A 23388-nucleotide genomic window follows, 5' to 3' on the forward strand; every position below is an offset into this window, starting at 1 on the left:
TCTATGGCTGCCAGAACGGCAAGCGGATCATCGATGACCACATGGTGAGACTCGTGATCAGCGGAGAATTAAGTTAAGAAAATGGCCAGCTCAACTGCATCGTTGAACTGGCCATCTTCTCCAGCAAATTTCGGACGCCTTAGCCCGTCAGGTTTTGGACGTCCAATCGTAGCAGTAACAACCGCTTACGCATAGAATCCGTGCTTTTAATGACCGCTTACCTTTGATCCTGACTCCCAATAGAATATCATCGGACTTCAAACTGAAAATGACCGGTCTTCGCAGGAGCGAAGCCCGGTATCATTATCGTGAAATAATCAAATTGCCTATGTTTTTGCTTATCGTGAAAAGAAAGAGAGTTTTATTTTCCCCTCCAACGACTCCTTTCTAATCCAACTCAGCACATTCTCATTTAAGTCCGCAATTGTTGCCTGACCAGAAGTCATTTTTGTCAAGAAAAGAATTGTCTCTTGGTCCATGTTTAAGCTCTGTATCAATAACTCTGCATTCGTCATTGCGTTTTTTAGGCTACTAAATAGTCTTGTATCAAGTGTCCAGTTTTCAGCAACCTTAATGTCATTTAAACATCTAGTCACTTTTTCCGAATTAATACCACTAATAACTCTAAGTGTATTAGTAGTAGTATTGGTATAGGCGGAAAAATGCTTGATCCAACTCGTCTTAATAGTAGTTTGTATTGACTTGAAATCAGTGTCTATTTTAGTAAGTTCATCTTTATTTGCAAAACCAGTTGAATACACATTTTGTAAATTAACTACGATACTTTTCAAGTCAGCCTGAAGAGTGTCCGACATTGAAAAAGAAAGATTGTCCTGTACAAACTTCACTGCTTCAATAAATGATTTTACTTGCTCGACTAAGGATTTATACTTGGTATCTGTGGAGGTTTGCTGATTTTGATTTATTTTTATTGCTTCATGTCGACGCAGGGATTTCATTGCTTTTATTTGATTATCAAGTCTATTAAGAATCATACCTGCGCCTCCATTTCCAACATAGATAAACACTTGGCTAGCTCTGCTTTTTCATAAGCGTACCGATTAATGGAATCATTCGTATCACTAATATCTCCTAAGGCCTCTTTTCGACTATTAAGCTGCTTATCTACCGTTAACATATCGGTTTCAAGCTGTTTGAAAAGAGTAACTAACGGCTGTAAATCAGAAACTGGATCAACTGCAAAAGTCATTATAATAGTTAATGGGTCATCTTCATCTATAACCTCTCCAATATCGCTTATTGCTTTTGCAATTAACTTTGCGTTTGCCTTAATATTATCAGAAGATGAGAAGGCAACAGGAATACGTGTATTATTAATTTCTGTATAGAATTCTTTTACCTTTTCTGCAAAATCAGTAATAACGTCTTCTTCAATGTCATCGCTATCAAAATAACCATATACATCCTGAATTATAGAACGTGCATTTTCAACCTCTGCTTTAGCAACACTTTGAATGCGTTCAATTATGTATTTTAAATAATCAAAAACATCGCGTCTTGGTTTAACAAAATCCTGTGACTCAAACGCTTCATCAGCTATTTTTAATCTATCTGTCTTTACCTTCTCGAACACTTTGCTTAGGTTAGGCTCATCCAAAACAATAATGGAGCCGCCACTACCCTGAGGAAGATTAAAATACTGACGTACAGTTTCCTTATTAGATATGTCAGCTCCTCTTTGAGATAGCAATGAAACAAGGGAATTCCATTCTTTAGTATGATAAGTTTTTTCCACTTTTACTTGCTTCAAATCAAACAAATGCTTTACAGTTAAATTATCAAGTTTTCTTTCTTTGAAATCTCCACACAATATCATCCGATATATCTCTGCTGCAATGGCAGCTTCAATATAGCTTGTATTTGAAACAGCCTCTTCTCTTACGGCTTTGATGATTACGTCTTTTATTCTTGAAGACCAAGAAGTAACTAAGTATGCATCAAAATCAGATTCTGGATAATTCCAACTTTGAGATCCATATTCACGCCACCGTATAAATATGCTGATAACGTTCATTGAATCCCGATTGGCAGGCATTACATATAAGCCAGGAGCCCTCAATTTTGTCTGGTTCTCAAACGTAACAAGTTTAACACTTGAATTCTTAATCTTTGTGATATTGTCAACGGATATTCCTTCAGCCTGCCAATTAATTGATGACATCAGGTAGTCACAAATATCACCTTGCGCTGCACGAAGGACTCCGCTTGTACCAACGTTTGCAGAAACATCAATTGAATGTCCAATGGTCCAATTGCTTAATTCAGCATTTGATTTACTTACCTTTTCTTGAATTTTGTTTGGAACTGTATGAACAGGAGGCTCTACTTGTTCTATTATTTGAGAGTCTCCCTTAGGATTAGGTGTGGGTTTTGGAACCGGCTGTTTAGGGCGATGAACTTCTGCTAGAGTCAGTGCCGGAAGCCCAAGTTCTTCAATTATTTCTTTCTTTATGTCAGAAATAAATATTGTTCCATCTTTTACATACTGATCAGGTGTTCCATCACCCCAAATACTCAAGAAACGTAAAAGCCGATCCGCCTTATGTTCATCTTTAACTTGGTTATGTATTATATAACTTAGTGTTGTATTTATGTTAATAATATTATACTTATTACTAGGAAAACTTTCTTTGTTTGCTAATATATCACTTATTACAGGTTCAATAATATCTCGTATTATATATCTTGGTGTCTGATGACCTTGTGTTAATGCATATCTATACAAATAGCGAATACTATTTTTTGTAAAAGGATACAAACACAATTGCTTTCCAAATTCAATCGGCACGAACTCCCATTTTGAGCCTTCCTTAACTTCGTGTACAGGATATTCTGATGCCATTGCATGATTAGTCATCCAATCAGAAATAACTGATTCCGGAAGAGACATAGCATTAATATACCTTCCTACAAACTCAAATACTTCATTTTCGTCGAATGCATCACTTTGAATATACACATACTGGGTAATGCGATCTTTATGATTGTCTCTAAAGTTAGTTTGAAGATAATTGCTTGTAGTTCCAATAATGGAAGAGATCCGACAGAGTTTATCAATGCTATTCATGCCAGTATGATCAACAATTAACGCATCTAGTAATGCATCATCTACACCCGTAAAGGATGTAACGTCTTCGATAAATAATGTTAAGTTCTTACCTATCCGGAAAAGTTCTTTTCGGATATCTTGGAAAATATCTCTAAAATCACCAGGTTCAATGCCTGCGCATCTTTGAATTACGTCATTAACAAACTGATTTAAGTAGTCAGCTATTTTTTTCGCATCATCTTTACCACTTTCATCAGCCATCAACTCTCTAGCCATTTTTTCAGCTTTTGGGTCTGCTCCTGCACGTAAAATATTTTCAAATAAATCTGTTGACACCAAGAAATCCTTCTGTTGAAACTGTGCAACCGTATCACGATCAACAGAAGAGTTTTCGGCAACCTTAGAATAAATTCGCTCTATCGGGCCATCAGATGACATAAGATGATACTGAACGACTTCATTGTTTAGAAAAGCTGTAAGTCGCTTACGCTTAACATTTGTAAGCCTAATTTCATGGCTTTCATCATCATGTTCTACTTCATTAATAAAATCATGATAAATTCTTCCCTTTAGCTTGCTTTCATCTTCAATAACAGTAGCTTTTACTAATCTATCATAGACTTCTTTATTTGAAATTTCCTGTACTTCAGGAGTTGCAAGAAGCTGTCTAATAGTGCCTTTCAAAGTATTATCACTTCTGCGAATAAAAAGTACTACTTCATTTTGTGGCTTATCATAATGAAAACGGGTTTGAAACCATCTTATTAGATGTGATTTTCCTGTACCACTTTGACCATAAATCGTGATAAATTGATGTCGATTATCTTGATTAAGTACAAATTCTTTATATATTTCTTCCTCTGAATAATCTTTTCCACCAGTTGGCATCAAATCGAACTTATTAATTAAATGAAGTCGTTTCAAGGCAACATGAGTCGCTAAAAAGTCACCTTGAGATGCTGTAATAGAATCTGGTTTCACTACATAGGTTATTCTTTTTCTCGCTAAACTTAAATCCACATTATCCCCCTATTTGATAACTGTTATATTTGTTACAGTTCCGCTAATTACATGAGCTTTAAATGGATACAAATTCCATATATCTTCCTGGTCAAGGATGTGTTCAAGCTTAATAACCCCTGCATCATGCAAAGACCGTAGCCCATTTGATACTCCGTAATTTAAAATTTTGTTCGACGGGTTATAATCAACTATCATTTTGCTATACGGAAGAATTCTATTGATGAAGTCACCGAAAGAATACGTGCGATTTTTTTCAAAGCCCGCAATACTAATAACATCAGCTAAAAACACATCCGCATTTGGAATTATGAACATATCTTGTAAATAACCAAGGCCCAAAAAAGAGACCCAAAATCTCCATGCTCGCATAGCCGGGGCATCAACTTCTTGATTTATCATTTGCTTGATCTTAGAGGACAATGTAGAGACATTTTTTTCGCCAGTTAGTACACTATTTCCTAATTGGTAATAAGCTTGTGTAACTTGATAGAATTGTCCTTTTTGGAACTCTTCTAGCATTCCATTTATATATTTCCGCATTGAAGCAGTGCTCATGATCACACTGGGTTCTACTGCCAACATAACCATATTATCTGAGATTGAAATTAACTTTAGTTCATTCGCTGCAGTTCTATAATCCGAATAATATGAAGATGTCTGATTGAGATAATCTGGTTCCATCTTTTCTTTCAGCGCAGAGATTGAGATAGGTTTCTTCTCAACAATCTTGCATAATGTAAATACCCGCTCCGGAATTGCAGTTGTAACCATCTTTTCCTTAAACATTTTAACCTCCTTATACTAAATAAGAGCCCGCACAGGAATTACTGGTCCATTAACCAAATCAACAAAGGCTTTATTAATCCAATCAAAGTATATATTCTCATCAATGATGTGTACTACTTTGATTTCAGAATGAGTACTCAAGTTACTCTGAACAAATTTAAGAAGATCGTAAATATCTTTTGTTGATCCGCTATACTTAACAGCAATAAGCCCTGAGAAAAAGTAATAGCTCTTTTTCTTTACTAATTCACGTAAATCTTTGGCGTTGAGAACAATAAAATTACTGATGGCTTCCATTCCATTCATCCAGACATCGATATTATTTTCGTTCGAAGAGATAAATGCTGATATACGGAGCCTGGACAACTCATTTAGCAGGACAGAGCGTTCTTTTTCAGATGGTATAATAATAATCTCGCGTGTGCTAGAAAAAAGCGCCATTTGATCCTGTGCCAATTCCATAAATGGATAGTCCACAGGTATTTTGAGAGGAAAATCCACAAAATCACTCTCATTGGGGGCGTTGTGTGAATTACAACCAGCACAGTATTCGGACACTTTATCATATGTTTCATAGAACATTTCAGACCAACAATAAGATTCACTTCGTTTTATCGCAGTCTGCATCGTTTGAAAGGACTCCTGATAATACTTCAATTCAATAGACCGAAAACTATCGATAACCTCAGTCTGATGATCGTCATTCATTCGAAGTGCATCTTCACTTATTTCAATAACAAAAATGTATTTTGTTGATTGAGGTATTACTTCATGAATTTTAATTAGTCCAAATCTACGTAGGAAAAGAAGAACATAAATATTCCAATTCATGTCTGCATCTGACGTTGGGGTATCGTCAAATGCATCTATTGAAGAGTAAATTGGTCTAATCGATGTATCAATATAATTTAATTTACCTTTTCGAGGTGAACAATCGCTATTGTACATGCTATTCCATCTACCAACTATTTTTTCTGTTGTCATTACTTTTTTTGAAATACGACCAAAAGCGATAGATAGATCATCTGGATATATACACATAATACTTAGACAAGGAAGTCGATCTCTTCCGCCACGACCTAATTCTTGGTAATACGCGTTGGGATTTTGAGGAATATACGTGTGTAATACCGTTCGGACATCACTTTTGTCAACTCCAACACCAAAAGCAGATGTAGCGACCATTATATCGAATTGATCATCAACCCATGCATCTATTAGTTCTTTACGACGTGTTCCTGTTGTTAGTCCAGTAAAAGTCTTTACATTCTTTATATCATTTAAATGCAAATACTCTGCTATTTCACCTGCGTCATCTGGTCTTGCTACATATATAATCATTGGATGAGGCATCTTTCTTACCAGGTCAAGCATCTTTCTCTTTTTGTCGGAATATGATTTGGATTTGACTAACATGTATCGCGGCTCATGTCTTAAAGAATCACATCGTATCTCGATCCATTTTTTACCATCTGAAGAAAAAAAGTCTTTCAAAATTGAAATGCACCGTTGTTCAAATGTTGCTGATAATAATATTGTTCGAATATTGGGATTGCTAAGTAAAAGCTTTTTCCTCCAAGATTCTAAACATTGATAGTCAATTCTAAACGAGGCTCCCCAGTCAATTACGATGTGTGCTTCATCAATTACAATATTTTTAAGATATCGTTTTGAATTAGCTTCTTTGATTACGTCTACGAATTCAGTGTTATTTATTAGGGCTTCGGGAGAAATAAACAGCATTTTAGCTGTTTTATTTCTAATAGCCTTTAGTATTGGTTTAGGGTCAACTCCGCTATTATACGAAAAGACCTCGTCATCAATTCTACTCGATTTAATGATCCCTTTTGCAACACGAACTTGGTCTATTGCCAGCGAAACTGTAGGCACAATAACAATAGTCAGGCCTTCTTTTTGATATGCTAATGTCTGAGTTATTAAACTTTTTCCTCCACCAGTAGGTAGAGAGACTAAAGTTGTATATCCATTAGGAGTATTTAATGCTCCATATACGGCAAGTTTTTGAGCTATAGACTTAAACTGATGAAAGCCTGTAATTTTTACTATAAGTGGATCAGTATGTAAATTATGCCCCCTGAAGTCTACTTGAGTAGAGAACTCTTCCGACAGAAATGCTTTTTCTGCAAAGGAATGATTAACATACTTTGGGAATTGGTATGAAGCAAAATACTTACCAGTTTGCAGATCCTTTACTAATCCAAAATCATTTTCTTCGGGAATATCTAGTGTATCAATATGAATTTGCACTTGTAGTGTTAGCAGATAGTCTCGTAATGAAATCAAAACATCATTCAAACCACATAAATTTAGCTTGAATAAGTCGTAACTGTTTTTTAACCGTTTTGCAGAATGCAAAATAAACCGTTCTTTTGCTCCTTGATGAAGTTCAAAATCCAGTGTCAGTTCATTGGTGTTGTTATTTATATATAACTCTACTGCTGCATTAAGTTTCAACTTGTCCATTTGCTTCTTTCACCATCCACACAAATGCTACAGAATCGAGTGCTACTTTGGGCCGCTTTATAGCCTCAATTAACACATCTTGTTCCTTTTTCAGAGCATCTATAGTATCATCACTTACCCCATAGAACTCACTATTTGCTATTCGAGCCGAAAGAGTTCGTTCCATCTCTTCTCTAGCACCTCTAATGTTTGACCTATGTTTAAACTGACTAAACGCTTTTTCATAAGCACTTTTATTCGCATTTGCAATAATCTCCAACCACACTTCCTCCGGATATTCTGCTTTAAACCAGGATACGTTGGTGGCACCGGTGATTTTATCATTAAGGTAGCGTGCAGATCGACTACGTTTACCAAGATGAATAGTTTTCCCTTTATTGAATCCTGCATTGACTATTTTAACAAACTCGCGAACTACAGCATCATCGGAAATAGAATCCGGATTCTCAAGACTACTAGCAACCACAACCTGTTCAGACATCATGAAGTTTCTATAAGGTCCTAAAGCATGCGCAGATACACCATTATCGAGTAAATAAGCCTCATTTGGTGCTATAGACCAAGTAAATATGAAACCTTTCCAGTCAATCTCAGAAGGTACAGCGAATGCACTTGATTTGCCTTTGCATGAGTTAATAGCATTGTTCACAATGCAATCGAAAACTTCATCTCCCGGTGCAAAAAAGTGGAGATAATCATTTTCTATTGCTTTTTTTCTTATAAACGTTCCTTTTATAGCTCTGTCATAACTTTTTATCTCTTTACTCTTGTTATAAGCATCATTAACGCTGTTAAGGAACTTATTTTGGCTAGAGTTAAGATAATCGTTCCAACGAGGTGGAATCAGTTGGGAGTTAATTGCAGATTTTGGCGAGAAAGAGGCTGAAGTATAAGTTACTACTCCAGAATTACCTCCAAAACCACGAAAACCCGCCAAACTAGCCCAATTTGTCATTGTGCTTGCAAAAAGATCATTTTCATTTTTGGCATAATAGTCAATAAGTCTCTTCAATTCCACATACATCGGCCGGAATATAAAGCTAGCCGCGTCATAATTCTGTTCTTTTCTAATAGTCTCTCTCATCGAATCTGCCAAATCAATAATTTTAGGAACACGCTCAAACAGACCATACTTGAAGTCTTTTTCAACAGCGGCAGTAATCTCATTGTTGATGTCCTTCATTATGATTTCCATACCACTAAGCGATTGAGTAAAGATCTTCAATCCATTGCTCCAGAATTTAAATAATGCCTCTTCAAATGTATTTACAGTATGAACAACTACAGAAGTAACGATCGATCTTGATGGGTCACGTTCAAGCCGATCAAGACGCCCAATCCGTTGTTCAATCATATTGGCATCCCATGGTAAGTCTATATGTACTATATAATCCGCACATTGAAAATTTCGTCCTTCACCACCGGTGTAATCACATAACATAATTCGACAAGTTGCTTCATTCTGAAAGCGATATGCATTCAATTCAACTTCTGATGAACTTAATCCTGCGCTAAAGAAACTAATCTCTTCAGCGGGAAATACCTTTTCCATCGCATTACGATACGCTTCAAATGTCTCAATATAGTTTGTGAAAACAACAATTTTTTTGTCGAACAGTTCATCAAAGAGCAAATTCATAACTGAAACTAGACGTGTACACAAGTCAGACTCATACGCCCCGGGATCATCCAAAACTTCAGATATATTATTCACCAAATGGTCTTCTGCTACTACCCACTTATCAGCATAGTTTAGTAGTTCGATGCTAATATTTTTGAAGCTTTTAAAGATTTTCTTCACTTGAGAAGAAAATGCCCAGGGAGAACTAAAGAATGCGCCAAGTAGAGGTTTAATCACTGTTTCGACTTCAATAACTCCTGCATTCTTAGTCAGTAAATCAGTGAGTATCTGATAGCAAACTGCTTCGTAGTAGTTTTTATCCGCATCAAGAGCATACGATATAGTCGAAAGTTCACGAGAAGGAAGAAGTCGTGTACCATCATCATTAATCTCAAGAATTTTTCGTCTATTTCTGATAATATTGCTTTCTATTTGATAGTTACTACATATGTAAGAAATTATGACTTTAATCTGTTGAACACCTAATTTTTCGTCTTCATATGAGATCTTTTGAAGAATTGATGTGAGTTTTTTATCACTCAACTCGTTACAAATAACTTCAAGGTCATCATATATCTCTTCAAACAGTTCCCTACACTCCTCTGAATCATGTGGATCTATTCCTGATTCTATAGCGTTTCCTATTTCTTCCTCATAGTCTCCAACATTATCCAGTATTAGCGCCGTTTTCTGTATAATTTTACTTTGCTTGTTAACCAATTCACTAAAATGATCTAAGTTAAAAGAATCGTACTTTTCTGGTTGTAAAAGACGCAATAAATCGAGATATTCTTCTTTTCTTTGTTGAACTGGTGTTGCACTTAATATCAGAATGTTAGATGCCGCTAAACTGATTTTATGAAGCACCGAATACTGCGCCTTATTTGGTAGATAACGATGCACCTCATCAATTATAACAAAATCCCACTGTTCGCTTAAATCTATCGAACTAATCTCAGAAATGGACTTAATTGTTACAGTATTATTGCTTCTTCCTATACCTACTGAAATATTAAATTTAAGTAATAGTTCGGTTTTCCATTGCTCTTTTAATGTTTCCGGTACAACAATGAGAGCATTCCTATTTGCATGATTTTGCATAAAAATCTTCAAGATAGAAATTGCTTCAATTGTTTTTCCCATACCAACTTCATCTGCAAGCATATAGCGACATGGACTTTGTTGCAGACAACGCATAATTGTATTCACTTGATGTGGAAGAAGATATATTTTAGATCCAGCTAATTCCTTAAATCCATAGATTGAATTTTTCAATATATTCATACTTCTAGAAACTACTGCATGTCCCATATACCAGCAGGGGTTTTGAAACTCATATCTTTGTAGCTGAATAGTTGGATCAATCTTTCCATTGGTGAAAGAAGCAGTAATTTCTTTTTCTGATACTCTATAAACTGTTTTGTTTGTAACGTTTTGTACATAATAATAATAAAATCCATCTTTTGACTGCTGTTCGGACAAAATTGTACAACGTTCTCCTCTAACCATTACCTCCGAATTCGGGAACATACTACAATGATCCACAATGCCAATTGGGACTTCAACTAATCCTTTGGGCATATCTTCAAAGAAAAGCAAAAAGTCAAATGGGTCATGTATCTTAACAGTAACAGTTTTTTTGAACTCATCAATTTTTGTAATTTGTCCACAAACAAAGACTCGAGGATCCGTCATGCTTTCGATATCAGCAGGGCACCTTACATACATTCTTTCTCTTAACATGTGTACTCCTTAAATATCAAATCTTTCATAATATGCTGCACAAAATTCTCGGCTAGAGCAGTATTGACACCATAAATCTACATCCTTCTTAAATTTTGTTTTTTGCAATACTTCCTCTGTTAATTGTTCTGCTATTTTATCTTCACTAATTGCAGGAAACTTATCAAACAAAATGTCTTTGCGAAAAGTTTTTGGATCAGCTAACTGTTTATGGATGAATAGTTCTCTAATCATCATATACTGCCGTTGTTCTCCATTGAGTATTGGGAAGTTTTTATCCTTTAAATTTAACATTCGCCGACGAATGTTGTTGATTACATCTATTCGATTTACATTTAACACAAATGGGAAATATTTCTTTAGTTCATCAAAAGAATCGTTTAGTCGCTCAATCAACACAGTTTCACTAATCGGTAAACCTTGCAATTCTTCTTTTACATGATTCTCTAGTAAAACCTCAAGATACTTCATAAGTAAAAACGTGTCTTTATATATGGTTGTGCCTTCGATAATAGACTCAAATAAAAACTTATATTTGCAAATTTTATAACGATAGTAGTCATATTCTCCGTATTTCTTTAAGGGATGGCCAATTGTATTAATATCCGAGATACTATCAATAAATTTCCCGACTCTAGTTTCTTCGTAAGGATTCTTTTTTATCCCAAGAATTTTTAGTAGAAAATATGGATCACGTTCCTTTTCACCATCCCTTTTGACAAAGCTAAGTTTAAACTTTGAACGATTGAACTCTAGTCCATAAATCAATGCATAGCGCTTGAAATTCTTATATTCTTTGCGTGCTTTAACAAATACCTGATATTTCCAATCAACTGGCTCCTGCGCAACTTCAAAAAACTCATCAGTTAAAGGCCATGAAAATTTCGCCTTTTTAACAGAATTAATATCTTCGTCAGATAAGCACGCGAAATGATATACGATCGGTTTTCCGTTCACTTGGGCGTTGAGACTCCGAACGATATCACCATCAATCTGTTCAAAGTTTCTTACAATCCAGTTTGCACTTTTCCCTGGTTTGGTCTCCTGAACAAGGTAAATAGACATTGTCGCTTTCAAACAATCAAAAGATGCTGATGCATCAATATTTTCCACTTCTTCTAAATGATCAAGAACTCTGCGTATAATATCTGTGAACTCTTCACCAAGATCCTGAGAATCGAGCACATCCTTTTGTAAATAGAGCTTCAATCGTTTATAAAAATCGCGGAAATTATTCGCTTTGTTTTCAAAGTCTTCATAAAAATATGCAGCCAGTTCATCTAAGTCTGTTAGCGCTTGTTCTAATTGAGAAATCTCATCCTCATTTACAGTGTAATAGGCGATGTGGCTAACATATTCTTTTTTTGTGGAATCGCTAAGATGTTTCTTATTTTTTCTAAGTCTTTTTAGTCTCGAGATCATCTCAGCTATTGATGTGCAACCCTCAAAAAGAGAAGAGAGCTTTCCCCAAATAGTTGATAGTTGACCAAGGTAATCCTCTTTAAGAATACCTGCTTTGAGGCATTCCTTGATATCATTAATATCAGATATAACTATTTCATTATTTACTGCGTCCCACATGTTCGCAATTGCAAGGAAAAAGTGTCCTAGTGGGTAATCCAAAAATTGACGTTCACCAAATTGTTCTGGAAAGTAAATTTTAAGAATATCATTAGCAGAACTATCTGCAGCGTATATCTGTTCATGCATCATTCCCATTGGGTGCTCAGGATCAGCCTTTGCAGCTACTTCAAACACATTCGCCACATAACCGGCAAATTCCGTCATATTATCAAACTCAACAATCTCATAACCATTGTCACGGGTGATACTGTCAGCCTGACCATTAATAAGCTTGCCCAAATTATCCGCTAATACATTACCAGAATAGCTAATAGGATACTGCAAACTTGGCCTGAACTCTATGCCACCGAAGTCAGTAATTGGGCAATCGAAGGCAGTGTATATATCAATCCAGGTTTGATATACATTTTTATATTGCGGTTGATAATTGAAAAGCAATATTACTTTCTTATACTCTGCAATTTTTTCGATAGAACGAAGTATTATCGGTGAGAACTGATGAACGCCATGAATCACAACTCTATCCATTTGAATTGTGCTGCAATCAAGATCCTTTCCATAACAAGCATTAATCATTGTTTTGGTAATGGCATCATCAATGGAAGCTTCATCAAACTCATTTCTCAGCACAAAATCTTTCTTCTTTTCTGAGGAAAGGATTTTCTTAAAAACTTCAACTATAAATAACTGTTCTGGTGTAAGCTTTTCTGGAAGAACATCCTCAATTTTGATATCTAACTCAAACATGACTCGAATGCTCTCAAACACTTCTTCTCGGTTAAAGAGGAAGGCTCTAGAAATATTAGCTTGCATATCTGCACCTAAAATAGGTGGCAGACCATTTGAAATAATATTATCGATGTCAGTATGCTGTTTCACAATACATGCAGTGCTTTCCCAGTACTCAAAAAGGGATTCGATTAAGTTTTGAATGGTAGTAACACGGCCTTGCATAAAGTCTTTTTTATATAAGTATTTGAGCCCATTGACCAATGTCTGTGATACACAAAAATACGGACAATTTTTTATTTCGTTCCAATACGGCTCCTTATCAAGCTTGTACGGATCTCGATATGTATATATAACAATTGACATCTTATTCCTCCATTAAGGATCCCCAGCTGATTATAGACTTACTATCAATATTTTTTATCCACACACAATTCCGAATTGCTCTTGTTAACGCCACATAGAGAATTCTTGATTCCTCAGAAATTTGTTCGTCCACCTCAAGGGACTCATTGTAATTGGAATTACGTTCCCTGACCTTATTCTCAAACATTACAGTATACGCAAGTTTCGAGCCGGAATAATTTGCATCCAACTTAACTTTTCGGATATCACTAATATCAACATCTGTATATGGTAGTATTACAGTTCCGTATTCCATTCCTTTTGATTTGTGAATAGTTGTACAAATCAACTGGATCTCTTCATCGTCAATCTGGATATCACGAGATAACTGCTGTTGTCCAGTTAATATGCATATTCTTAAATATTCAACAATCTGATTAAGGGTTAGTGTATCAATGCGTGAATACTTAATAATTCGTTCCATCAAGTATTCTGAATTCGCCATATAATGTTTTTGCTCTTGTGGACGATAACTATATTGTTTCCAAGGTTGGAGAGCATCATATAGATGCTTAAGTACAAATAAAATTGGTTGAGTAAATGATTCGTTGATTACTTGCTTCCATTTTTTATTCATCCGGACTAAGAAGAACTCATCTAAAATTCTGTTCAGATCATCAATACAATCATCGAGAGTCATACCGTGATATTTCTGATAATCCAATGTTAATCCAGTATAGTTTGATTCAATAAAATTAACCAGATAAACAGGGTTTGTAGGATTATTTAGTGCAAGAACTAGTTTGTACAAATCATGTGTTGAACTTAATTGATATAGATCTCCACCTGACTTGGTATCGATTTTTACCCTTTTTTTCTTTGCAGCCGACACAAGCTTATCAACTTGCCAATTGCTTCTGACCAAAATTGCAATAGTGCGTTCTTGTTTACTAAGTGGTTCAAGATGATTATCTACTCGATTTTTTAAAATACTCGTGAGGATGGCTTTTTGCTTATTAAGTATCTCAATAAACGTTTCAATGAACTTTTCTTCATCTTTCGCATGACTAGGGATAGATACGAACAGCTCCTCCTCAGTCGCATCGGTTTGAACACTACTTGAAAGCTGATCAACCTTAACTCTATACGGGAGATAGTTTTGCGCACCCATCTCTCGGAAAATGATATCAAATCTCTCGAGTAGTCTATGGTCAGTTCTATAATTGATTGTAAGTTGGTAAGTATCCCAATCAAAAAGACTTGCATCCATTAATTGAGTAAATGCACTCAATTTTGCCCCTCTAAATCGGTAGATACTTTGTTTCAAGTCGCCGACAACAAACATTCTACAATCGGCATTCATTACTTTCTGGAGTTTTTGAAAAACCTGAATCTGTACATCATCTGTATCTTGGAACTCATCAACAAACATGTACTTGAGTTGAAGTGATTCCAGTTTTCCAGGAAGCTGTCTTAATACTTTTTCAAGAAGAATAATACATTCTTTCAAATCCATATTATTTGAAAGATGTGTATCCTCAGAATACTTTTCTTCAGCAGGGATGATAACCTTTTCAATTAGGTCATTAAAAAATGGAACAGTATCATCGATTGTAACACCCATCTCCGAAGGTTGAATTTGTTTTAAGTTTATACTTTTAGCCAACAGCCGATCTGCAACAGACATAACTTTTTTCTTTAGATCATAAATAGGAACAGGAATCTCATTAATAATATTCTGGTTTTGAGATTCTAAGTCTGCAAGAAAGTCGCTTAAATAAATATCATAAATTTTCTCTCGGAGATACTCATTTGATGAAATACGAAAATTAGTTCCTAATCCAGTATACAGAACTTCTCCACGTAAGATATCTAAAGCAAAGCTATGTATAGTTGAAATATGAGCACGGTCTGTATCTTCAACAAACTTTAAATATCGAGGATTACTTGTTAGCACAAAATAATTGATGAACATCTGCTTAAGGCGGACCTTCATATTATCTGCAGCATCGTTGGTAAATGTTACCATCGCAATTTCTTCAGCAATATTAGAAACTGAACCAAGCTTTTTGTTGCATAAAAAGGCTACACGAGAAACCATTGAAAAAGTTTTTCCTGTCCCAGCCCCCGCTTCAACCAAAATATTTTTGTCAGCATCCGCATGCTCGACATTATATTGCTGAACATTGAATGTTGTTTTACTTGAGAGTTGATTCAATAACACTAAATTTGTCGAATCAACTTTTCCTTCCTCGATTTTCAGCAATGATGGCGTTAAAGATAATAAATCCTCAACCACGTAAATTTCAATGTTGAATGCGCGCGAAGATAGTTTGCCTATATGTAAACCATTTTTATAACCAATGCTTAATTTATTTCCACTGGGTTGAATGTTTTTATTTTTAAAGTGTTGGTTGAATGAAGTCGTAAGAGCGTCATAATCTGTGCTATTACTTAAAAAAACAATCTGTTTAATTCCACTAAAATAACTAGCAATAATTTCATCTATAACAACTTGCTGCATCTTGGACGGACAAACTGTAAGAATTGAATACGGATTTGTCGTAACATCTACTGTCTGAATACTTTGAGCAAAATTGGGTTCCCAATCCTGACGCAGTTTTAGAATTAAGTCTGAAGAAAAAACTGCATGCGGAATTCCTTTATATGTATTAAAGGCGCTCTGGATTTTATGTATCAAAGAATCTTGTTCCTCGAGATCTTCTTTAAATATCGTTAACTGGTCCTCGGAAATAACATCTAAATGGGAGCTAATATACTCCGCCTTGGAGATAAAAGGATAACAGACCATATCAAAGACGAGTGGACTCGTATTGTACTTCTCAACTATCTTATTTAATAGGGCAAATCGATATGCTCGAGCTTGTTTTTTAGGAGATCTTTGTGGTTTTTCATATCCTTCAACTAAGATATTATCCACTCCGAGCACATCAATCTTACTACTTAACCAACCTTTGACCTCAATAATTAGCACACCAACATTTTCAATGAATAAGCAAAAATCGAACTCTCGCCCATTCAGTTCACGATTATTATAAACTACGATATTACTCGGGAGATATTCCTCGAGAGCTTCCCACACTTTAGCCTCTCCGTGAAAAGAAGGCTTTTGATCAATCATCTTCGCCATTGGATTTCTCCTAACATCCAGAAATATTGATTGCTTTTTCTGAAGCAAAATCAGTTTTATTTTTTGTTATATACTTTCCACTTTTTATCCTCGCATCTATTGGCTTTTCGGCATTAGAAGGAATAGCCCAATACGATCCAATTTTTGTGGCACCCTCAATCCTGCCTTCCACGCACAAAACATTTATTCTACGTGCTGAAAGTCTCCATTTTTCAGACATCTGTCTGATTGACAAAAATTCCATATCGTTTCTCCATCATAGTAAAATATAATAAAACATATTAATTTTATTGTAGTCCTAACCTCGAACAAAATCAATAATTATATATACATCTATTTTTCAAATATTTTAAAAGCGTTCAAATTTACATGCATTGCGTTTCGACCGACATATATCAAAATTTCATTACCGCTCTTTTATTCAAGTAGCTTGTAGGGATATTCCTAACCCATTGTCTATACTCTATTTCTTGATAGCTGTACATTCCATTGGAAAGCTATCCATGTGAACGAATATTTTCGAGTACCCTCCGCAAGTAGACCTGGATGAGAAAAATGAAGTCCTTTTGGCACAAGAAAGACAGCTTCGGACGTACGAGGTAAATGTGCACCGAAACCTGTTTTTTCGTATCACCAAAAAAGAATTGGTGTTTCTCTCATGGGTTCTCGACTTTATTAATCTTCGACGAGGTAGATCTGTCTCAGTAATGCCATCGCATCTTCTTTTGAAATGGCTAACCCCAATTGCTCACGACGGATTTCATCCCGCTGTATTAACGCTAAATTTTTCAATTCCAGTTACCATTTCCAATTCTCCATATACTCGTCCAGTGCTCCTTCGATTCGCTCATCTTCCTGATTCTCAAACGTCATTGCCAGAGAAATGGGATCAACTGCACCTTCAGAAGAAAACATTCCTGGATCGTACTTCCAGATTTCAATCCTACAGACTCCTTCATCGGATTCCCACTGGGGGTCCACGGTGTGCAATCCGTTCACAAGATTTGAGCTTTTGTCCACAGCATATACCGGTACTTTGGGTTGGTTCAGCATCGTTCTTGATCCCAGTGCACTCTCTCCGGACAGGGAACTGCCCATCACCGCAGCATCATCCTTTGCAAATACCGTTTTCTGAACCGGATTGATCAGATAGGGTTTGGCATACTCGAAGATTTCCCGACCATGGTACACCAGATACATCCGGATCTCCCGACCCTTTCGTTCTTCCCGGATCAGTCCCATGGCGGTGAGCTGTTCGGAAGCTCTGGAAATCGAAGTTCTGGTCAGTCCAAGACTGTCGGCTGCATCCTTTTTGAGACAGCCTCCCTCTTTGTGATAAACCAGATACAGGAACAGGCTTTGTGTTGCAGGCATCATCTTCTCCGTAGGAATCTGACTCTTTTTATTCAGGCTGTTTCGGAGCATGACTCCCATAAACGGCAGATAGACCTGATCTGGTTCAGAAATAAAGGGTATCTGTCTTTTGACCAGTGCCGACCGCTGAGGATTTGTCAGCTTTTCGAAAGCATAGGCCGCAGGCATACCTGCTGCCTTCTGATAGATAGCCAGCTGCTTTTCCAGGGCAATGCTCCCGAAACGGTCTGCCTCGGATACACAGATCAGCAGGAAGGACAGGCCTCCATACTGCACTTCATACATTTTTCTTCCCGCTACCATATAGATGGGTATGCCGCTTAGTTTTTTTCCCGAAGCAACGGTAATTTTCATCCCATAGGTCTCATTCAGCTTCTCGAACACAGAAACCACCTCGATAACATCATTTTCTGTATAATAATATAGTTTATGTTATTATACAATATTTATGTTATCGTTACACATTCTTCTCATACGGTGAAACTCTGAAAATGTGCTAATGGTAACTTCTATATTTTCTGCCGCTATGGTCAGTCTGAGCAAAACTGCATTCTCGCCTTGTTTCCCCTGCCCCAGCGCCTGCTTTACCCAAAAGAAAAGACAGGTCCGAAAAAGCTCAATGTTATGCAGCTTCTCGTCCTGTCCAGAGGATATTTGATGCTCCAGTTGCTATACAACAGGTCCGTTGTCTATTCATTCCAGACGAGCTTTCTTTATTCATAAAGCGCTTCTATCAGTATCCCCATCGGTTCGAGGACTCGTTGCTCACTTGAGTGATTTTTCAGTCCCTATGGGATATAGAAGATCTCTTTTCCATGTTCCTGAGTATTCTCCTAAAAATTGATCCTCTGCTGGAAATGACTTTTGTAAGTAGAATTGGTCCCTCATCAAGACCTAACCGTTCTCTTCCGAAAAAGGGCATCACTCCTCTTCTTCCTGTTCTTCCTCATTGTCTTCTTCAAAAGCTGCGAAGAGCTGATAAGCAAGGTCTTCCACTCCATCTCCAAAACCCCAGCCTACTTCAGAAGCATCGCTGAGGACTTTCCGAACCCGAGGCTTGATCTTGTGGTAGAACTCATCCGTACCGGATAGGAGCATCCTTTCCACAAAATCATTAAAGACGGTGAGTACGCTGGAATAGAAACTCTGGGGCATGTCCCCAAAGCTTGCTGCGAACTCCGCACCGCATTCCACAAAGACCAGCATCAGGTCCATAATCTGCTCTTCGTTTCCGATCTTCTTGAAGTCTGAGATTAACTCTTTCCCCTTCTTCATGGAGGGCAAGCTGAGATTCTTAGTAAAGAAAACATTCTCCATTTTCTTCTTGTATTCGGTAAGAACATCCGTCTGAAATTCTTTACCCAGGAACTTTGCACTGAGCTGTTCCTTCACCTTTGGTTCGGATTTATAGAGCTCGAGGATTAGGTCCATAAGGGCCTTCTGATCCATCTCTTTCAGCTCTTTTTTAAGGGCGCTCACGGTTATGGGTTTTGTCATTATTCTTCAATTCCTTCCAAAAACGTAATTGACTACTACCTTCCATTCCTCTGGTGCCTATGCTAATGTGGGATAGTTTGCCAGATCCCACAGGGTGGTCATCCCCAAAACAGCCTCTGTCGATTTCCCCGACTCGGTGAAGAAGATGAGCTCCAGCCGCTTGTCTTCCCCATGATCTGCCCGGAAACGCTGCACCACATCCATGGCGGTGGCGGTCCGGGGAAGGAACTCAAACCGTTCCGTCCTGTGGGCATCCAGGGGAAGAAGCTCCCCAAAACTTCCCATGACCATGTCTTCTCGAAGACGGATCTCTTTTCTTTCCGCAAGGTACGTAAATATTGTGTCCTGGCTGAATACCCCTGCAAGCACCTGCTTCTCCAGAATGGGTACATAGCTGTAGCCTTTTTCCAGCATCACTGCCATGACCTGGTCCACCTTGGCTGATAGGCCGATGGTGAACATCTCTTTCAGCTTCACCGTCATGGGCAGAGTCAGGGCCAAGGGAGGATTCGCCACCCGCTGGGCTAAGGCCTTGAACTTCTCCACTTCCGTTTCCAGCGGCTGGGCGATGATCAGCGCCTGCCGCCGTCCATGGGTTCCATACTCATGGACGATGGCATTTCTCAGCTCCCCGTAGGAACGCAACAGCGCCCGCTCCCCTTCGCTGAGCTTGCCTTTACGATATAGGCTCTCCACCCGCTCAGCGTAGGAGCCGTTTCGCAGCCCTTCCTGGCCCCGAAGTTTCTCCTCCATGACTTTATCCAGATCATTGTAGATGGCGATGAATTCCTTCGCCCCCTGATACTCCATCCTGTCCTCCTGTCCTCGTCCCCTTTAATGGGAACAGCTGTCTAATTATTCGACCTCTACCTGGTAGATCTCATCGAGGATTTCACCCGTGCGGGACTGGGAATGGCCGATGACGCGTCCCGTTTTCTGGATGGCCTTGGGGACCCCCATGAGGGCTTCCGCCTCCTGTTTCAGTGCATAGATGGACTTCACCGGAAGTCCTGCTGCCGTGAGTTTCTCCAGCAAGTCTTGCCTGTTTGGATTCACCGCAATGCCCCGCTCTGTCACCAGCACATCCACCACGCTGCCCGGGGTGGTAATGCAGTCCACCCGCTCCCGAATGAAGGGAAGACGCGAGGAAAGGAGCTTGGAGACAATGATGGACACCTGGCTCCCTGAGGCCGTATCCTGATGGCCGCCAGAGCCGCCCATGAGGACTCCGTCAGCCCCGGTGGTCACATTGACGTTGAAGTCCACATCGATTTCCGTAGCCCCCAGAATCACCAGATCCAGCTTTTCCACGACGCTGGACACGGAAGGGTTTCCGTACTGGGATGCACTCATCCGAAGATGGGCGGGATTTTTCTTCAGGGAATCAATGGCCTGAAGATCAAAGCACTGGACATCATACAGCGCGCGGAAGAGACCTTCCTCCAGCATCTGTGTGAGATGGCCCGTGATGCCGCCGGAAGCAAAGCTCCCGACGAGCCCCTTTTCCCGCATATAGTCCCGAAGACTGCTGGTCACAGCCAGACTGATGCCGCCGGCACCGCTCTGGTAGCTAAAACCTTCCTTGAGGAGCCCCGTGGCTTCCATGACCTCCAGGGTATCCCTCGCGATTTTCAGCCCGATGGGATCCTTGGTGACCTTAGTGGTGCCGGAAACAATCCCGGCCTTCTCCCCGATGGATTCCACCACCAGGATGCCATCCACCAGATCCTGGGTGATGTCTGCGGGGAAATTGGGGTAGGGAACAACTTCATCCGTCACGGCAATAACCGTCTTGGCCTTCTGGGCATCGGCCATGGCGTAGCCTAAAGCTCCGCAGGCATTCTTCCCGTTGACCCCGGAGATATTCCCCATGGGGTCCGCGCTGGGCGCCGCAATAAACGCCGCATCCACCACGATCTCCCCGGATAGAATCGATCGGGCTCTGCCCCCGTGGGACTGCATGAGGATCTGTCCCTGAAGTTCTCCCCGAGAAACCGCCTCTCCCAGGGGACCGGAAATATAGGAGGTGATGATGTTCGTAATGGTGCCGTCCTGAAGAAGGGGCCGCAGCACCCCATGGACAGGGAAAATCGAGCTGGCCATGAGGGTCAGTCCTTTCACTCCCTGCTTCTGGAGTCCTTGAAGGATGAGGTTCATGACGCCATCCCCGTTTCGAAGATGATGATGGAAGGACACCACAGCGCCGTCCTTCAGGTCCAAGGCCTGAAGAAGCTCTTCCCGGACCTGCCAGACCTTGCCGCCGTGGCGGGCTTTCCCGGATCCATTTTCCTTAGTCAAAAAGCTCATGGGCGATCCCCTCCTTCTTAGCCTCGATCAGGGTGTTTCGTGCCCGGCGAAGAATGGGGGCATCCACCATCTTCCCGTCCACGGAGAAAGCCCCCAGGCCTTTATCCCGGGCTTCCTTCAGGGCATAGCCGATGCGCAGCGCCTGCTCGATCTCCTCCGCCGTGGGCTGGTAAACACGATTTACCACGTCCACATGGCGGGGACTGATGAGGGCCTTGCCCGTCATCCCCAGATCCTTGCCCGCCTTGGCATCCTTCTTCAGCCCTTCCAGATCTTCCACATCGGTGAAGGGCGTATCCACAGCTTCCAGTCCCAGGGCCCGGGCCACGGAGACGATGCGGCTCCGGGCATAGGCAATTTCTCCCGATTCCTTGGTGCGCCGGGCCCCCAGGTCCAGGGTCAGGTCTTCAGCGCCCAGAAGGACCCCCTTCACCTTGGGGGAGGCCTGGAGAATCGCCATGGCGCACTCCACGCCCAAAGCGCTTTCAATGAGCGCCATGATCTCCATGTCTTCTCCCAGGCGTTCATCCAGGGCCTTCACGGATTCCACGGAAGCCTTGGCCAGGAGGATTCCTTTCAGGGGAAGCTTCGCCATGCGGCGGACATCCTCCTCAAAATACGGCGAATCCAAAGGATTGATCCGCACATAGAGATCCGTGGTGAAGGAAAAGGTCGTGAGAGCCTCCTCCACCAGATCCCGGGCAGCATCCTTCTCAGAAAGGGCCACAGCATCCTCCAGGTCGATGAGGACGGCATCGGCACCGAGAATATCGAGATTCATCAGCATGCCGGGGCTGTTTCCCGGCACAAAGAGCAAGGTCTTATGACTCATGGCTTTCCCTCCCCCGCTTCACCGCGGTTTTTACCCGGGCTCGAATGGCAAAATCCAGGGCTCCCCGGTCCTCGATGGAGATCTCGCCTTCTTCGACGCCTTCCTCCTCCAGGACTTCCCGGACGAGCTTCTCAATATGCTCGCCGTACTGGGCCTGAACCACGCTTTTCACCGTGATGACCAGTTCGCCTCGAAAAGGCGCAGCCAGGACAAGAAGATCATTGGATTCCAAGGATCCGGCCTTGGCCGGACGGATCAGTCCTCGTTCTCTGCTTTCCATGCCAGATACGCCTCCCTTCCCAGTTCATAGAGATCCTGTCCTTCGCTGTCGATGATCACCGTCACCGGAAAATCCTTCACCTCCAGCTTGCGGACGGCCTCCGGACCCAGCTCCGGATAGGCCACCACCTCCTGGGCCAGAATGGTTTCCTTGATGAGGGCTCCGGCACCGCCGATGGCGGCAAAATAGACCGCCCCCTGCTCCACCATGCTCTTTTTTACTGCTTCGCTGCGGCGGCCTTTGCCCACCATGCCCTTCAGCCCCAGCTCCAAGAGTCGTGGGGTATAAGCGTCCATGCGGGAACTGGTGGTGGGTCCGGCAGAGCCGATGACCTCCCCTTCCTTGGTGGGCGAAGGACCTACATAGTAGATCACCGCTCCTTTCAGGTCAAAGGGCAGGGGCTGTCCGGCATCCAGAAGCTCCATGAGCTTCTTGTGGGCGGCATCCCGGGCGGCATACAGCACGCCAGTGAGATAGACCGTATCTCCTGGCTTGAGGGTTTTGACCGCTTCCGGGGTCAAGGGTGTGTTCAATCGTATCTCCATAGCGTTTTCCCTCTATG

General features: G+C 40.2%; 15 protein-coding genes. All 15 read right to left on the reverse strand.

Annotated features, from left to right (window positions below):
* Nucleotides 1–338 precede the first annotated feature (338 nt).
* Nucleotides 339–995: a hypothetical protein gene (locus KCG48_RS07830; protein ID WP_211801092.1), complete on the reverse strand. Its 657-nt coding sequence runs from the start codon at nucleotides 993–995 to the stop codon at nucleotides 339–341.
* The gene (locus KCG48_RS07835; RefSeq protein WP_211801093.1) at nucleotides 992–4090 is read right to left on the reverse strand and encodes an ATP-binding protein; all 3099 of its coding nucleotides are present in this window, start codon (nucleotides 4088–4090) and stop codon (nucleotides 992–994) included. The genes KCG48_RS07830 and KCG48_RS07835 overlap by 4 nt, the downstream gene beginning before the upstream one ends.
* A 9-nt stretch (nucleotides 4091–4099) precedes the next feature.
* Nucleotides 4100–4879 carry a hypothetical protein gene (locus KCG48_RS07840; RefSeq protein WP_211801094.1) on the reverse strand — a complete coding sequence of 260 codons (780 nt, stop codon included), beginning with the start codon at nucleotides 4877–4879 and terminating at the stop codon, nucleotides 4100–4102.
* 15 nt (nucleotides 4880–4894) lie between these two features.
* Nucleotides 4895–7363, reverse strand: a complete 2469-nt coding sequence (locus tag KCG48_RS07845; RefSeq protein ID WP_211801095.1) for a DEAD/DEAH box helicase — start codon at nucleotides 7361–7363, stop codon at nucleotides 4895–4897.
* A complete protein-coding gene (locus tag KCG48_RS07850; protein ID WP_211801097.1) occupies nucleotides 7344–10727 on the reverse strand; it encodes an SNF2-related protein in 3384 nt (1127 codons plus the stop codon). The genes KCG48_RS07845 and KCG48_RS07850 overlap by 20 nt, the downstream gene beginning before the upstream one ends.
* Before the next feature lie 9 nt (nucleotides 10728–10736).
* Complete coding sequence (locus tag KCG48_RS07855) at nucleotides 10737–13406, reverse strand: hypothetical protein (RefSeq protein WP_211801098.1); 2670 nt, start codon at nucleotides 13404–13406, stop codon at nucleotides 10737–10739.
* A gap of 1 nt (nucleotide 13407) precedes the next feature.
* Nucleotides 13408–16536, reverse strand: coding sequence for a UvrD-helicase domain-containing protein (locus KCG48_RS07860; protein WP_211801099.1), 3129 nt, complete (start codon nucleotides 16534–16536; stop codon nucleotides 13408–13410).
* A 10-nt stretch (nucleotides 16537–16546) separates the two neighbouring features.
* Nucleotides 16547–16780, reverse strand: a complete 234-nt coding sequence (locus tag KCG48_RS07865) for a DNA-binding protein (protein ID WP_211801100.1) — start codon at nucleotides 16778–16780, stop codon at nucleotides 16547–16549.
* Nucleotides 16781–17334: 554 nt separating this feature from the next.
* Entirely contained in the window at nucleotides 17335–18294 is a 960-nt protein-coding gene (locus KCG48_RS07870) for a helix-turn-helix transcriptional regulator (protein ID WP_211801101.1), read from the reverse strand.
* A gap of 537 nt (nucleotides 18295–18831) precedes the next feature.
* Nucleotides 18832–19407, reverse strand: coding sequence for a DUF6155 family protein (locus KCG48_RS07875; protein ID WP_211801102.1), 576 nt, complete (start codon nucleotides 19405–19407; stop codon nucleotides 18832–18834).
* A gap of 57 nt (nucleotides 19408–19464) precedes the next feature.
* Nucleotides 19465–20217: a CBS domain-containing protein gene (locus tag KCG48_RS07880; protein ID WP_211801103.1), complete on the reverse strand. Its 753-nt coding sequence runs from the start codon at nucleotides 20215–20217 to the stop codon at nucleotides 19465–19467.
* 45 nt (nucleotides 20218–20262) lie between these two features.
* The gene (gene citF, locus KCG48_RS07885) at nucleotides 20263–21714 is read right to left on the reverse strand and encodes a citrate lyase subunit alpha (protein ID WP_211801105.1); all 1452 of its coding nucleotides are present in this window, start codon (nucleotides 21712–21714) and stop codon (nucleotides 20263–20265) included.
* Complete coding sequence (locus tag KCG48_RS07890; RefSeq protein ID WP_211801107.1) at nucleotides 21698–22546, reverse strand: HpcH/HpaI aldolase/citrate lyase family protein; 849 nt, start codon at nucleotides 22544–22546, stop codon at nucleotides 21698–21700. Before KCG48_RS07890 ends, citF begins: the two co-directional genes overlap by 17 nt.
* A complete protein-coding gene (citD, locus tag KCG48_RS07895) occupies nucleotides 22536–22826 on the reverse strand; it encodes a citrate lyase acyl carrier protein (protein ID WP_211801108.1) in 291 nt (96 codons plus the stop codon). Before citD ends, KCG48_RS07890 begins: the two co-directional genes overlap by 11 nt.
* Complete coding sequence (locus KCG48_RS07900; RefSeq protein ID WP_211801109.1) at nucleotides 22802–23371, reverse strand: Fe-S-containing hydro-lyase; 570 nt, start codon at nucleotides 23369–23371, stop codon at nucleotides 22802–22804. The genes citD and KCG48_RS07900 overlap by 25 nt, the downstream gene beginning before the upstream one ends.
* Between the last annotated feature and the right edge of the window lie 17 nt (nucleotides 23372–23388).

Source organism: Proteiniclasticum sediminis (assembly GCF_018128025.1).
In the GTDB taxonomy this organism is placed as follows: domain Bacteria; phylum Bacillota; class Clostridia; order Clostridiales; family Clostridiaceae; genus Proteiniclasticum; species Proteiniclasticum sediminis.

Coding starts and splice junctions, on each gene's coding strand:
- KCG48_RS07830 (WP_211801092.1), bottom strand. CDS start 995: ATGATTCTTAATAGACTTGATAATCAAATAAAAGCAATGAAATCCCTG.
- KCG48_RS07840 (WP_211801094.1), bottom strand. CDS start 4,879: ATGTTTAAGGAAAAGATGGTTACAACTGCAATTCCGGAGCGGGTATTT.
- KCG48_RS07845 (WP_211801095.1), bottom strand. CDS start 7,363: ATGGACAAGTTGAAACTTAATGCAGCAGTAGAGTTATATATAAATAAC.
- KCG48_RS07850 (WP_211801097.1), bottom strand. CDS start 10,727: ATGTTAAGAGAAAGAATGTATGTAAGGTGCCCTGCTGATATCGAAAGC.
- KCG48_RS07855 (WP_211801098.1), bottom strand. CDS start 13,406: ATGTCAATTGTTATATATACATATCGAGATCCGTACAAGCTTGATAAG.
- KCG48_RS07860 (WP_211801099.1), bottom strand. CDS start 16,536: ATGGCGAAGATGATTGATCAAAAGCCTTCTTTTCACGGAGAGGCTAAA.
- KCG48_RS07865 (WP_211801100.1), bottom strand. CDS start 16,780: ATGGAATTTTTGTCAATCAGACAGATGTCTGAAAAATGGAGACTTTCA.
- KCG48_RS07875 (WP_211801102.1), bottom strand. CDS start 19,407: ATGACAAAACCCATAACCGTGAGCGCCCTTAAAAAAGAGCTGAAAGAG.
- KCG48_RS07880 (WP_211801103.1), bottom strand. CDS start 20,217: ATGGAGTATCAGGGGGCGAAGGAATTCATCGCCATCTACAATGATCTG.
- citF (WP_211801105.1), bottom strand. CDS start 21,714: ATGAGCTTTTTGACTAAGGAAAATGGATCCGGGAAAGCCCGCCACGGC.
- KCG48_RS07890 (WP_211801107.1), bottom strand. CDS start 22,546: ATGAGTCATAAGACCTTGCTCTTTGTGCCGGGAAACAGCCCCGGCATG.
- citD (WP_211801108.1), bottom strand. CDS start 22,826: ATGGAAAGCAGAGAACGAGGACTGATCCGTCCGGCCAAGGCCGGATCC.
- KCG48_RS07900 (WP_211801109.1), bottom strand. CDS start 23,371: ATGGAGATACGATTGAACACACCCTTGACCCCGGAAGCGGTCAAAACC.